The 13,181-nt window shown below is 69.8% G+C and carries 10 protein-coding genes; 7 read left to right on the plus strand and 3 right to left on the minus strand.

The window, feature by feature from the left end:
* Window positions 1-15: 15 nt before the first annotated feature.
* The 5 genes from POL72_RS00785 (at window position 16) to POL72_RS00805 (ending at window position 6,706) form a co-directional block, all read left to right on the plus strand.
* Complete coding sequence (locus POL72_RS00785; protein ID WP_272092962.1) at window positions 16-588, plus strand: RNA polymerase sigma factor; 573 nt, start codon at window positions 16-18, stop codon at window positions 586-588.
* Entirely contained in the window at window positions 585-1,490 is a 906-nt protein-coding gene (locus POL72_RS00790; RefSeq protein ID WP_272092963.1) for a hypothetical protein, read from the plus strand. The genes POL72_RS00785 and POL72_RS00790 overlap by 4 nt, the downstream gene beginning before the upstream one ends.
* A 617-nt stretch (window positions 1,491-2,107) precedes the next feature.
* Window positions 2,108-3,286 carry a hypothetical protein gene (locus POL72_RS00795; protein ID WP_272092964.1) on the plus strand — a complete coding sequence of 393 codons (1,179 nt, stop codon included), beginning with the start codon at window positions 2,108-2,110 and terminating at the stop codon, window positions 3,284-3,286.
* A gap of 86 nt (window positions 3,287-3,372) precedes the next feature.
* Entirely contained in the window at window positions 3,373-4,626 is a 1,254-nt protein-coding gene (locus POL72_RS00800; protein ID WP_272092965.1) for a peptide-N-glycosidase F-related protein, read from the plus strand.
* A 289-nt stretch (window positions 4,627-4,915) separates the two neighbouring features.
* Window positions 4,916-6,706, plus strand: coding sequence for a trypsin-like serine peptidase (locus POL72_RS00805; protein ID WP_272092966.1), 1,791 nt, complete (start codon window positions 4,916-4,918; stop codon window positions 6,704-6,706).
* A gap of 140 nt (window positions 6,707-6,846) precedes the next feature.
* Here POL72_RS00805 and POL72_RS00810 read toward each other — a convergent pair whose 3' ends face one another.
* From POL72_RS00810 to POL72_RS00820, 3 genes are read right to left on the minus strand one after another with little or no spacing between them, the layout of a single operon-like run.
* Window positions 6,847-7,638, minus strand: coding sequence for a hypothetical protein (locus tag POL72_RS00810; protein ID WP_272092967.1), 792 nt, complete (start codon window positions 7,636-7,638; stop codon window positions 6,847-6,849).
* Window positions 7,638-8,630, minus strand: a complete 993-nt coding sequence (locus POL72_RS00815) for a hypothetical protein (RefSeq protein WP_272092968.1) — start codon at window positions 8,628-8,630, stop codon at window positions 7,638-7,640. Before POL72_RS00815 ends, POL72_RS00810 begins: the two co-directional genes overlap by 1 nt.
* Window positions 8,620-10,110, minus strand: a complete 1,491-nt coding sequence (locus POL72_RS00820) for a serine/threonine-protein kinase (RefSeq protein WP_272092969.1) — start codon at window positions 10,108-10,110, stop codon at window positions 8,620-8,622. The genes POL72_RS00815 and POL72_RS00820 overlap by 11 nt, the downstream gene beginning before the upstream one ends.
* A 476-nt stretch (window positions 10,111-10,586) precedes the next feature.
* Between POL72_RS00820 and POL72_RS00825 the strand changes: the two genes are divergently transcribed.
* Together POL72_RS00825 and POL72_RS00830 are read left to right on the plus strand one after the other, a co-directional pair.
* The gene (locus tag POL72_RS00825) at window positions 10,587-11,888 is read left to right on the plus strand and encodes an extracellular catalytic domain type 1 short-chain-length polyhydroxyalkanoate depolymerase (protein ID WP_272092970.1); all 1,302 of its coding nucleotides are present in this window, start codon (window positions 10,587-10,589) and stop codon (window positions 11,886-11,888) included.
* A gap of 527 nt (window positions 11,889-12,415) precedes the next feature.
* Entirely contained in the window at window positions 12,416-13,180 is a 765-nt protein-coding gene (locus tag POL72_RS00830; RefSeq protein WP_272092971.1) for a CAP domain-containing protein, read from the plus strand.
* Window position 13,181: the final 1 nt, after the last annotated feature.

A 13,181-nucleotide genomic window follows, 5' to 3' on the forward strand; every position in this document is an offset into this window, starting at 1 on the left:
CACTCACCCCAGCGCATGTCCCTGCTCGCCACCGCGCGCGAACGCCGGCCGCGCGCGATCTCCGCGCCGGGAGGCCCGGTCCCGTCCTTCGAGCAGCTCTTCTTCGAACACGCGCCGTTCGTCTGGCGCGCGCTGCGGCGGCTCGGCGTCCATGAGGCCGACGCGGAGGACGTCTGCCAGGAGGTCTTCATGATCGTCCACCGGCGCCTCGCGAGCTTCGAGAGGCGATCGTCGGTCCAAACCTGGATCTACGGCATCTGCATCCGGGTCGCGGCCGACTACCGCAAGCGCGCCCACCGGCGCCGCGAGTCCGCGCGCGCCGAGCTGCCCGACCAGGAAGCGCACGAGGACCAGCACGGGGCGCTCGAGGACCGTGAGGCGCGCGCGCTCCTCGACGCGTGCGTCCAGACGCTGGACGACGACAAGCGCGCTGTGTTCGTGCTGTTCGAGCTGGAGGAGCTGCCGATGACGGAGGTCGCCGAGGCGGTGGGCTGCCCGCTCCAGACGGCGTACGCGCGGCTCTACGCGGCGCGCCGCGTGGTCGAGGCCGCCCTGCGGCGCGCCACGGCCGGGAGGAGGATGCCTTGAGCAAACCGAAGGATCCGCCGCGGCTCGTCGATGCGTCCTCGGACACGACCGACGCCGTGCGCGCCGTCCTGCGCGCGGGTCGGCGCGAGCTCCCCGGGCCTTCCGACCTCGCCCGCCTCGCCGCGCGCCTCCCGCTCGGGCCGCTCCCGCCTCCGGGCGCCTCGCCGCCGGGCGCCTCGCCGCCCCCGCCGCCTCCACCCGCGCCCGGGCACCTCACCGCGGCCGCCGCGGGGCCTTCCGTGGCCTCCAGCGCGCTCCTCGGCGCGCTCCTCGGCCTAGGCGTCGTGGGGGGCGTGTGGTGGCGCGACACCGCCACGGCGCCGCGCGACGCCGCGCCCAGCGCCATCGCGACCGCCTCCGGGCCGAGCGCCGCCGCGCCCACGCCGACCCCCCCGCGGCTCGCGGAGCCCGGCTTCGACGGCGCCGGACACGACGGCGCCGGACACGCCGGATCGGAGGCCGGCCGCGGCGCAGCGCGTGCGCCCTCGAGCGCGACCGCGCCGCGCGACGAGCTCCTCCCGCGCGCGAGCACCGCCGCGCCGCGCGCCGGCGGGGCGGCGATCCCCTCGCCGGGCGCGCCGAGCGGCGACGCCCCCGCGAGCGCGAGCCCGCCTTCCGCCGGCGCCGCCGAGACCGAGGTCCAGCTGCTCCATCGCGCGCAGGACGCGCTCGCCGCCGACGCTGGTTCGTCCTTCGCGCTCACGGTCGAGCACGCGCGGCGCTTCCCCACCGGCGCGCTCGCTCAAGAGCGCGAGATCATCGCCATCCGCGCCCTGCTCGCCCTCGGCCGCGCGGCCGAGGCGCGCGCCCGCGCCGCGAGCCTGCTCGAGCGGTTCCCCGGCTCCGCGTACCGCGGCAGGCTCGAATCGCTCGGCCTCGAGGAATCCTCTCCAAAAGATTGAGCCGATCTCTCCACGTACCAGGTGACCGCACGATGCGGTCCTTTCGACGGAGAACCCCCATGTCGAGTCGCTTTTCCTCGCGCGCCTCGTTCCCGCGGCGCGCCGCGAACCTCTTCCTTCTCGCCTCGCTCGCGGCGACTTCGCCGCTCCTCGGCGGCTGCGGGATCGAGCTCCAGATTGGCGAAGAGCCCAGAGAGGGTGATGGTCCCGGCGCCGCGACGGGCACGGGCGGCTCCCCGCCGGGCGCCAGCACCGCCACAGGCACGGGCGGCGGGGACGCCGCCGCGACGGGCACGGGCGGAGCCGGCGTTGCGGGTGGAGCCGGCGGTATGCTGCCCACCGGCGGCGGTGGCACGGGAGGCGGCGAAGGCGGAGGAGATAGCCTCCCAGGCAAGCCGACCGATCCGGAATGCGCGGACTCCGTCGCCTATCTCGCTCCAATCGAGGTGAAAACCCAGGCGCAGCTCGACGCGCTGCCGCTCATTCACAGCGCGGGTAACGTCGCGATCGCCGGCACCGTCGAGGACCTCCAGCACCTCAGGTGCCTGACCGGGGCGGACATCGTCGAGATCACGAGCGACTCGCTCGAGGATCTGAGCGGGCTCGAACGACTGCAGGTGGTCACGAACGACCTCACCGTCAAAAACACCCAAGCCTTGCGCTCCCTTTCGGGCCTCCAAGGACTTCGTCACGTGGGCCGCTACTTCAAGATCCTCGAGAACGCCGCCCTGCTCGATCTCCACGGCCTCGAGCTCTACGTCGAGGAATCGAACTACCTCGACCTCATCGGGAATCAGCGGCTCGAGAGCCTGGACGGCCTTGGCATCACGGACGCGCGACACCTCACCATCATGGACAACCCGGCGCTCGAAAGCCTCGACGGCCTCCGCGTGGAGCGAGCCGCCAGCTTCGTGATCGTCAGAAATAACTCCCTCACGGACCTCGACGCCCTGTCGTCGCTGACCGAGGTCCGCGATCAGCTCCACGTCAGCCAGAATCGCGAGCTGCTGAGCATCGCCGGCCTCCACGGTCTCACTCGCGGAGTCGAGGTGGTCATCGACGACAACGACAAACTCCGCGATCTCGCCGGCCTGCAAAACATGAGCGAGATAGACCTGCTTCGCGTGAGCCAGAACGACTCTCTCGAAAACATCGACGCGCTCGCGGGCATCGAGTTCGACCAGCTCTGTTTGCAGCGCAACGCCTCGCTCACGAACATCGATGGCTTGCAGGAACTCACGAGCATCGGAGCCATTCTGATCCTCAACCAGCCGAGCATCAAGTCCCTCCGGACCCTGAGCAATTTGACGCGAGCAGGCATCGTCATGATCCATGAAACGGGCGTAACGAACCTCGAGGGCCTCGAGAACGCCAAGATCGACGTGGAGCTCTACGTCAACGACAACGCAAATCTCCAGAGCCTCACCGGTCTCAACCCCGACAATCACGTCCTCGAGGCCGTGTGGGTCATGAGAAATCCGATACTGAGCGATCTCGTCGGACTCGAAATGATCGAGGCCGCGACCAAAGCCATCTACATCAGCGACAACGGTCGACTGGTCTCCCTCTCGGGCCTCGACAATCTGACCTCGGTCCCCTCGCTCCTGATCATGCAAAATCCGGCGCTCACGGACATCGCGGCGCTCGGCTCGGTCGAGACCGTGGTCCAAAGGCTCTCGATCATGGACAATGCGTCGCTTCCGAGCTGTCAGGCCTGGGCCATCGCCGATCAAATCGAACCCGGCACGGCCACCCTCGAGGTGAGCGGCAACTACCCGGGCGGCACCTGCGATTGATCTAAAAAATCAACAAATCCAACGAGTTCATTCGACTGCGCAGGTTTGTCTACACCACGCTGGCGCGGCGGCGTAACCTGCGGCGCATGACCTTCGGCCGCACCCTGCGTCGCGCGATCCCATGCCTCTGTCCGTTGGCCCTGCTCGCCGCGTGCACGGAGGAACAGCCCTCGGACGCGGGCGCCGGCGGAGGCACCGGGACCTCCGAGAGCACCGGGAGCACGAGCACCGCGACCGGGACCAGCGCGGGCACCGGCGGCGCTGGCGAGAGCGATGGCAGCGGCGGCAGTGGAGGCAGCGGCGGCGTGCCGTCACGGGACCCCGAGGAGGTCCCGGTGCTGGAGAACGTCGTGTTCTATGACGGCTACGCCGAGACGGTCGACGAACCGATCCCGGACGGCGTGATCCGCCACAACAACTCGCTGGTCGCGACCAGGTTGACCGACGAGCTGCTCGCCAAGGTCCAAACCACCCTGAAGGTCCGCGTGGTCGTGGGAGCGCTGTGCGACAACTACGACCGACTCGGCTCGGTCAACCTGGCGCTGGTCCCCAAGGGCGCCCAGACCTATGTTCCCGGCGAGGTCGACCGGATCGAGGTCGCGCGGTTCGTCACGCCGTTCATGGACATGAACAAGCAGCCGACGACGGTCCCCTACGAATGGGAGGCCAGCAACCTCGTACCGATCTTGAAGGACCCCGACCTCCTGGCCGATCACGATATTTGGTTCGAGCTGGGCATCTTCGGCGTGCCTTACGCCGCGAACGACGAGGTCCCCGGCTGCGCCGGTCGCAATGACACGCAGCTCGGATCCCTGATGTTGTACACCGACAGCACGAAGGAGGCCCAGGACTTCAGCGTCCTGTTGCCGCTCGCGATCAGCGAAGATTTCAACAATTACGCGACGGGCGCCAGCGACAAGGTCGGCACGACCCGCAAGACCGTCCGCTTCGAGCTGCCGGCAGACACACAGAACGCGCAGCTCGTATTGATCACATCGAATCACGGCGCCAACGAGGGCGGCGAGGAGTATATTCGCCGCGAGCACTACGTGTACGTCGACGGCGAGCTGGCCTTGCAGTACAAGCCCGGGCGCACGTCGTGCGAGCCGTTTCGCAAGTACAACACCCAGGGCAACGGCATCTACGGGCGGTCCCCGCGGTCGGACGCACAGTGGCAGTCGTTCAGCAACTGGTGCCCCGGCGACGCGATCGACACCCGGATCGTCCCGTGGGGGGCGGCGAGCGCCGGTATGCACGAATTCGTGATCGACGTCCCCGACGCGACCTTCGTCGGCGGGGAGGGCAACTTCCCGTTCTCGCTCTACGTGCAGGCTCAGTGAATTCGTCTCTTTGACCCTCTCGACGGCTCGCGTCGCGACGCCGTCGTCGTGCTCGATGTCTCGGGCTGGGGCTGCAGATCGAGCTGTGGCCGCGCAGGCCACACCCGCGCGGCGCGGTGCGACGGCCGCGCGACAAACTCGCCAAAGGCAGCGCGAATTCCGCGGTTCGCGGACGGTACGTCGATTGCTTGGCCGGGCCTCGAACGCACAGCGACCCAGGCGCGTCGCTGCGTGTCAGCCCACCAGCGCCGCGGCGCCGCGCGAGAGCGCAGGAGCCATGGAGACGATCATGTCGAAGCACCTCTTCCGCACCGCACCGTTCCTCGGAATCCTGATCACCACCGGCTGCGCCGCGACAGCCGGCGTCGATGAGCTCGACGATGAGCCGGTCGGAGAGGCCGAGAGCGCGCTCGCCGCCGAGATGACGCTCAGCCCGAACCAGCGGATCGTCAACGCCGCAAGCCTATACACCGCGAACCCGGACATCGCGGTGAGCCAGTTCGCCGAGGCGTCGCTGGGCGGCTACTGCAACGGCGTGATGATCGGCCCGAACGTCTTCTTCAGCGCGGCCCACTGCGGGGGCGGGCCGACGACCATCACCTTCCGGACGTACCGGAACGGCAGCACGGCCACGTCGGACACGGAGGCCTTCACGTGCGACGCGATGGAGCAGACGTTCAACGACACGGACGGCGTGCTCTTCTTCTGCTGGCCGAACGCCGCCGGCGAGAACCCGGGCGACAAGTACGGCTACGTCGATTTCGATGTGTCGCCGCCCGTCGTCGGACAGCAGATCTACAGCATCTCGGCGAACAACCAGCAGAACGGCAGCCTCCCCTTCGACACGCGCATGTTCGCGAACGGCCAGGTCACGAGCGTCACCGGCGCGGGGCACTGGTTCACCCCGTCCTCGGCGCCGAACACCGGCGTCGAGATGAACGTCTGGGGAGAAGGGGGCATGAGCGGCTCGCCCCATTTCAACGCGGCGAACGGAAAGATGATCATCGCCCCGCTCTCCACGGCGTGCTCCGCCGGGTGCTGGGGCCGCAACGCGCTCTCGATGCGCGATCTGCTCTACTGGGGGTACATCAACCCGAGCTTCGACCCCGCGGCCCAGGGCCCCACGGTCAACGTCTCGCTCGTCACGAGCCTCGGCCTCACCCCGGCCAGCTACTACGGCTGGGCGGACAAGGAGCTCGACTGGGAGTTCGACATCCAGCGCGACCTCGAGCGGCTGCGCGGCGAGGCCCGGCGCGACTGGTACAACCTCGGCTTCGACAGCCAGCGCCGCAACGCGCTCTGGGACCTCACCGCGCTCGCGACCTTCGACCTGGCGAACCGGTGGGCGCGCATCAACCGCACGACCGGCGCGGGCTACGCCGACGCGCTGTCGCACGGCAAGCTGAACCTGGCCGCGGGCAGCTACCGGATCACGCTCATGACCTACACGCAGGCGAGCCAGTACTCGAGCTCGCTGTGGGTGGGGCTGAAGAGCGGCGCGACGTGGGTCGGGGGCGAGTACGTGGCGAACACCGTGGGTTCGGGCTGGCAGATGCACACGCTCGAGGTGAACGCCCCGTCCGACGGGCTCACGCTCGGGCTCGGCGTGTACGGGACCGCCGATATCCTCGTGTCCGCGCCGAGCGTGGTGAAGAGCACCGCGGTCATGAACTTCGACACCTTCGACAAGCGCACGAACTGGCGCAATGACATCGACGGGAGCCGGGCGCAGGTGGTCCCTGACGGGCGGGTGACGGGTGCGCCCAACTGGGCGGTTCGCGTGACGCAGAGCGCGACGGGCTACCCGGTGCGCAACCGCCAGCTCGCGCTGGCCGCGGGGCGGCCGTACCAGATCTGCTTCGACGCGCGCAGGACCACCGCGAGCGGGTCTTCCCAGGCCGAGCTCCGCGTCGTGAGCGGCGGCGCCCAGGTGATGTGGACGAGCTTCTCGCCCTCGAGCGCCTGGAGCACCACCTGCTCGGCGTCGTTCACCCCGCCGTCGGACGACAACAACCTGCAGATCCGCGTCACGACCGGAGATCCGGTCCTCGTCGACAACATCGCGATCACCGCGATGTGACGCGGCGCCGGCACGACCACGACCACGACGGTGAAGGATGGTGGGGGGCGGGCTTCGTGCCCTGAGCCCTCGACCGCCTGGCGACGGGAGGCTTTGTCAGGCGCGATAACCTACCTGGGAACGGCCGAGTCGGATCACCGTCACGGGACGAACGCGATGTCGTCCACGAGCATGTCGAACACGGTCGACTTCGCCGTGTGGAACTCGATCGAGTAAGCGTGCGCAGCGTCGAACGCCGGGGGCGCAGGCACACCCCAGCCGTCCGTGCTGAGGATATCGAACATGACCGTGTACTGCGCCCACTCGGTCGTGATGTCGATCCCTTCACCGAAGTGGTCGCCGCAGCCCGTGCCTTCACACACGCCGCCCTCGCGATCGGTGTTGCGGTCGGGGAAGTTCACGTAGATGTGCGTCGGCGCTGCCGCCTTGGCCCAGAAGGTCAGGCCCGAGTAGGCAGAAGCGTCGTAGGTGAGCTTCGCTCCCCCTGGGGCGAGGTTCAGATCGAACCCCATGCCGGCCCCCCTCGTGACGAAGCCGCTCCCCGCGACGTGAGCGGCGTACTCGCTCGGACCGTGCCCGGGCGCGACCGGTACGAACGGGCGGCCGGGCAGAGGGGTCTGCGTGCCGCCCCGGGTGCCGTCGTTGTACGTGTACCAGCTGCCGATGCGGTCCTTGCACCGGACGATCGCGCCGTCGCCGTCCTCCAGGTCGTCGAGGAGCGCGGTGCAGGCAGGGAGCTCGGGCTCCGCGTCCGAGCCGCCCGAGCCGCCGGCGCCGCCCCTACCCTCGTCCGAGCCGCCGGCTCCCCCGGCCCCTCCAGCGAGGCCAAACGGATCGGGGTCGTACTCGCCGGGCGAGATGCCAAGGACGAGGCCGCACCCGTTCAGCACCACCGACGCGCAGAGGGCGACCGTGAGCACCTGGAAGCGCATCAGAAGCTGCCTTGTACGAGCGCTCCGCCCACCGCGGGCGAAAGCCCGAGCGACACGCCCTGGGTCGAGCTCTTCGCCGTGAGCCACAGCACGCCGCCGCCGGCGATGGCCGCGAGGCCGACGCCGAAGACCACGGTCGCGACGTTCGCGCGCGCCACGGCGCTGCCGCGGATGTCCATGCCGCGCCGATCGCAGCGGTCGCCGTTGCAGAACGGGCGCGACTCGTCGAACCTCGACTTCGCCGCGAAGCCGAGCGCCGCCCCGACGCCCACACCCACGACCCCTGCGCCTGCCGTGACGAGCGCGATCGTGCGGCGCCCATCCCCCGCGCCGCCCGCGTCCCTCGATGCAGGGTCGTCCTCCAGCGCGCGCACGACGAGGGTCGAGGTCTCGCCGCCCGGCTTCACCTCGACCTGCGCCGTCCAGGCCCGCTTGCCCGGCGCGCTCGCCTGGATCACGTGGGTCCCTGCGTCGACCGGCATGGGCACGCCCCACTGGCCGGGGCCGACCGGCGTGCCGTCGCGCTTCACCTCGAGGCCCGGCGTGCTCGCGGCCTCGACGACCACCGAGAGGCGGGAGACCTTCGGCTGGACGGCCGCCGCGCGCTCGCGCGCCTTCGCCTCCTTCACGCGGTCGCCGCTCGCGTGCACCCGCGCGGCGACCTCGAGGAACTGCGCCCACGCGGAGGCCATCTTGCCGATGCGCTCGTAGCAATCGGCGAGGAAATAGCGGGTGTTGACGCTGTCGTAGAGGCGCAGGCTCTCCTCGTACTTGGGGCAGGCGCGCGACGCCTGGCCAGCGTCGACGAGCGCTCCCGCCTCCCGGAACAGCGCCACGGCGCCCGCCTTGTCCTCGGCCCTCGCCGCGCGCCCTCCCGCGATCGCCGCCGCCAGGCCGATGCCGATCGCGCAGAGGCGCGCGGCGCGCCCGCGCTTCGGTCGGCTTTTCGTGTGCGGCAGCGTCATCGTGTCGGCGAAGGTATCAGAAGACATCGCGCGAGAACGGGTCGGTGCTGGAGGGCCGCTTCACCTGCGGCGCGCCGCGCTTCGCCGGCTGCGCGGAGCCGCCCGGCCTCGCGGGCTTCTGCGCGGCGGGGGCGGTGGCGCGCGCCTCGGGCGGCGGCCCCTCGGCCGACGCGCGGGGAGCGGCGCTGGACGGCGCGGCACCGGCGGCCGCGGCGACCGCAGCGTCCGGCGCGGCGCTGGCGGCAGGCTCGACGGCAGCGTCCGGCGCGGCGCTCGGCTGCGCGGGGCGCGGCTCCGGGGCCGCGCCCTGCGGGCCGGCCGCCGACGCGGCCTCGCGCTCGATGTCGCGCGGGGCCCGGTCCGGAAGGCGCCAGAGGAGCAAGCCGCCGCTCACGACCGCAAGCCCGATCCCGATCGCGATCGAAGCGGCGCGCCTGTCGCGCGACGCTGGCTTGCGGTTCGTCGTACCGAGCGGCGCGATCGTGAGCGCTCCCGCGTCGAGGGGCACGGTCGCCGCGGGCAGGGTCGCCCCGGCCGCCGTGACCGCCGGCGCCACGCGAGGAGCGCCGGGCGTCAGGGTCCCGGCCGGGAGCGCGCCGCGCAGCGCGCCGAAGAGGCGCTCGGCCGCCGCGCGCGCGTGCGGCGGGGCGAACGGCACGAGCGCGAGCGCGAGATCCGCGACGGTCGGGAACCGGCGATCGCGATCGCGCGCGATCGCAGCGAGGATCACCTGCTCCAGCGGCTCCGGGAGGTCCGGGCGGAGGGCGCGCGGCCGCTGCGGCTCCCCCTGCGTGACCAGGTAGACAAGCTGCGCGAGCTCCTGCGCGAAGAACGGCGTCCGCCCCGTGAGCAGCTCGAAGAGGACGACGCCCAGCGAATAGATGTCCGCGCGGCCGTCGACGTCGCTCGAGGAGCGGAGCTGCTCGGGGGACATGTAGAGGGGCGAGCCGAGCACTCCCCCCACCCGCGTCAACGCGTGGTCCTCCGCGTGCGTCATCTTGGAGATCCCGAAGTCGAGCACCTTGACGCACGGCGAACCGTCCGCGTTCCGCGTGACGAACAGGTTGCTCGGCTTCACGTCCCGGTGGACGATGCCTTGCGCGTGCGCCTCCGCGAGCGCCTCGCAGACCTGGAGCACGAGCTCGACGGCAACGGGCACCGCGAGGCGCCCGCTCTCCGCGAGCACGGCGGCGAGGTCCCTCCCCTCGAGGTGATCCATCACCATGTACGGCGCGCCGCTCTCGAGCGTGCCGACGTCGGCGACGCGCACGACGTGCTGGCTGCGAACGCGCACGGCGGCGCGCCCCTCCCTCAGAAAGCGCTGGAGGATCTCCGGATCCCGCACGTACTTCGGCAACAGCACCTTGATCGCGACGCGCTCGTCGAGGGCGAGGTGGCGCGCGGCGACGACGAGCCCCATGGCGCCCCGTCCGAGGACGCTCTCCACGCGATACTTGCCGAGGAGGACATCCCCGGGGGCAATCGTGGTCTCGTCGGGGCTCGACATGGCAGGCCAGGGCAGCAGAAGGGCATCCACTATGCCACGCCGTGGTCAGAGACTCATGCAATTTTCCACTGCACCGGCCTCGGCCGGGCAGCGCTGCCATGGATTGGCCCATGCTGTCCTGTCGCGGTCGCTCAACCCTGACTCGTCGCGACCCGCCGGGAGCAGAGAGACGACGACTTGATCTTCAGCGATGGCCGCGGCGCTGACAGGCCCTTCCATTCCTTCCACCGATTGTTACGAAACGACACACCCCCACGGATTGTTACGAAACGACACACCTCCTCGCCCAGCAATCGGGCTTGCCTCGACTACGCGCCTCGGCTTGCCTTAAAAAAAATGATATAAATGCTCTCACACATGGAGGCCGCACCGCGGCAATTCACGTCAGGATCGGGAGCGACAGCTCGGAGCTCGGTCCTTCGTGATTTATTTTCTACTCGTCGACTGTTATTGAAATAGCGATAGCGAGATAGCCAATGACCACCACCCTTCGATTCGTCGCGCCCGCCGCCGCTTCCCTCGCAACTGTATTGCTCGCGATCTCGCCGTCATTGGCGGCTTCGTGGCAGACCCGGGTCAACTACGGCGGGAACACGCCCATGGACCTCTATGTCCCGGACAAGGTCGACGCTTCGCCGGGGATCGTGGTCTCGCTGCACTACTGCAGCGGGAACGCAGGAAACGCTCATGGCTGGTTCCAGGGTCTGGCGGATCAGCACGGCTTCCTCATCATCACGCCGCAAGCGGGCGGCAACTGCTTTGACGCAACGCCCGCGCGCAGCGGTGAGCGAGAGGCCATCACCAAGATGGTCCAGTACGCCATCACACAGCACCACGCCGATCCGACCCGGGTCTTCGCTGCGGGGGCGTCCTCCGGCGCTTGCATGACGAACGCGCTCCTCGCTGCCTACCCCGACGTGTTCGCCGGGGGTTCGGTGCTGGCTGGTGTTCCCGCCGGCGCCTGGACGGGAGGAAACGCCTATGGCTGGACGACCCCTGCCAACAGGACCGCTGCCCAGTGGGGTGACATCGTGCGCAAGGCGAGCCCGAACTTCACGGGCGCGCGGCCTCGGATTCAGCTCTGGCACGGAACGGCTGACACCACCCTCAACTACGACCCGAATTTTCCTGCCGAGATCGCGCAGTGGACGAACGTCCTGGGTCTGAGTCAGTCCGACAGCAAGACGAGCAGCTTCAAGGGCTCCTCGGATACCTGGAGTCGGGCCTCTTACTCGAATGCTGCGGGGACGCTCGTCCTGGAGACGAACTCCGCGCAAGGCGCCCCGCACGATCTCTCGGGGCGAGGCTTGTGGGCCGACGCCGTGCGCTTCTTCGGGCTGGATATGGACCCTCCGTCCACCGGAGAAGGCGCGGGCGGCGGTGATGGCACCGGCGGCAGCGACGCGTCGGGCGGAGGCAGCAGCGCCTCCGGCGCAGGTGGCGAAGGTGGCAGCGCAAACGGCGCCACTTCAGGCGCAGGTGGCAACGCGAGCGGCAGCACTGCCAGCAGCGGAGCGACTAGTAGCGGAGCGACCACCGGAGGCGCGGCGCAAGGCACCAGCGGAGCCACCACGGGCGGCTCGACGAGCAACGCGGGTGGAAGCACCTCTTCCGGAGACAGCGATCCGACCACGACAGGCGGCGACAGCGCGTCGGACGACGGTGGGTGCAGCTTCAACGTGGCCTCCAGGGGTCGGCTGCCCGGCGGCGCGCTCGTCGGATTGCTCGTGGCAGGGCTTGGCGCGCTGGCCCGTCGTCGTCGCCGATCTGCGGCGTAAGACGGACTCACCGTTCATCTCCCGGGTCGACCGATGGATCCGGGAGCTCCCCGCCTCCTTTCAGGAAGGAAGCGGATCGCGTCGAAAGACGTCCTGTCAACCCGGTGCAGGTCCCGCAATCGGGGCTTGACGTTTCCGGGGCGTTTGGATTTCCTTCTCTCATCATGAAAACGGCTTTCACTCGCTTTCGACTCGTCGCATCGACGGCGTTCCTCGTCGCGGCCGCCGCGTCCTGCAGCAGCGAAGATGCCGCTCCTGGCACGCCAGGTTCGTCGGGCGGCTCACCGCCAGCGAGCGGGTCGGGCGGGACGGGTGGAGCAGCCGCGAGCAGCGGCGGTGCGGGTTCGGGCTCGGACGCCTCGAGCGCCGAAGGAACCGGCGGCACTTCTACGGGGGGGTCGTCAGCGGTCAGCACAGGCGCAGGGGGCGGAGGCGCGGCATCGGGGGGTTCGGGAGGGTCGACGCCCGAGACGGGCGATCGCTCGCCGGAGGGCACCTGCGCGCGCTTCAACGCCGACACCGCCGACATGAGCGAAGGCACGTGGAGCGGCTCGCTCGATCCCGAGTGCGACCCGGGAGACATCTCTGCCGAGGGTCGAGCGAACGCGCTCCGGCTCTTCAACCTGTACCGCTGGCTGGCGGACTTGCCCCCGGTCGTGACCGAGCCCACCCGCGACGCTCAGGCCCAGGCCTGCGCGCTCATGATGGACGCGAACAACTCGCTCTCGCACGAGCCGCCGGAGAGCTGGAAGTGCTACTCGAAGACAGGCGCGGACGGCGCGAGGACAAGCAACATCTCGAGCGGCCCCGGCGTTGCGAGCGTTCAGGGCTATCTGATCGACCCCGGGAACGAGACGACCTTCGGCCACCGGCGCATCATCCTTGCGAACGATCTCGGTCCGATCGGCCTCGGCTCCACCGGGAAGAGCGGCGCCTCCTGCATGCAGAACATCGGAGGGACGGGGCGCGCAGGCAAGGAGTGGACGGCATGGCCTCCGCCCGGGGTGTTCCCGATGCAGGCGTATGCCGACCGCTGGAGCTCCCTCAGCGACACCGGCTGGTCGATTCAAAGTGAGGACATCGAGCTCGAGAACGCCGAGGTGACGATCACGAGCGCCGGAGCCCCTCTGGCCGTCGACGTCGAGCCGCTCCAGGGGCGCTACGGCTCGACGAACGCCATTCGCATCGTGCCGAACGGCTGGGACCCTGAAGCCGGCAACACCTACTCCGTGAGCGTCTCCGGAATCTCGGCGACCATCGCCTACGACGTCGTGTTCGTCGACTGCGAGTAGA

The organism is Sorangium aterium, assembly GCF_028368935.1.
Taxonomy (GTDB): Bacteria; Myxococcota_A; Polyangia; order Polyangiales; family Polyangiaceae; genus Sorangium; species Sorangium atrum.

What these genes read in the sequence shown, in the direction of transcription:
- POL72_RS00825 (WP_272092970.1), top strand. Translation starts at nt 10,587, where the DNA reads ATGACCACCACCCTTCGATTCGTCGCGCCCGCCGCCGCTTCCCTCGCA.
- POL72_RS00800 (WP_272092965.1), top strand. Translation starts at nt 3,373, where the DNA reads ATGACCTTCGGCCGCACCCTGCGTCGCGCGATCCCATGCCTCTGTCCG.
- POL72_RS00820 (WP_272092969.1), bottom strand. Translation starts at nt 10,110, where the DNA reads ATGTCGAGCCCCGACGAGACCACGATTGCCCCCGGGGATGTCCTCCTC.
- POL72_RS00815 (WP_272092968.1), bottom strand. Translation starts at nt 8,630, where the DNA reads ATGTCTTCTGATACCTTCGCCGACACGATGACGCTGCCGCACACGAAA.
- POL72_RS00805 (WP_272092966.1), top strand. Translation starts at nt 4,916, where the DNA reads ATGTCGAAGCACCTCTTCCGCACCGCACCGTTCCTCGGAATCCTGATC.
- POL72_RS00830 (WP_272092971.1), top strand. Translation starts at nt 12,416, where the DNA reads ATGAGCGAAGGCACGTGGAGCGGCTCGCTCGATCCCGAGTGCGACCCG.
- POL72_RS00810 (WP_272092967.1), bottom strand. Translation starts at nt 7,638, where the DNA reads ATGCGCTTCCAGGTGCTCACGGTCGCCCTCTGCGCGTCGGTGGTGCTG.
- POL72_RS00785 (WP_272092962.1), top strand. Translation starts at nt 16, where the DNA reads ATGTCCCTGCTCGCCACCGCGCGCGAACGCCGGCCGCGCGCGATCTCC.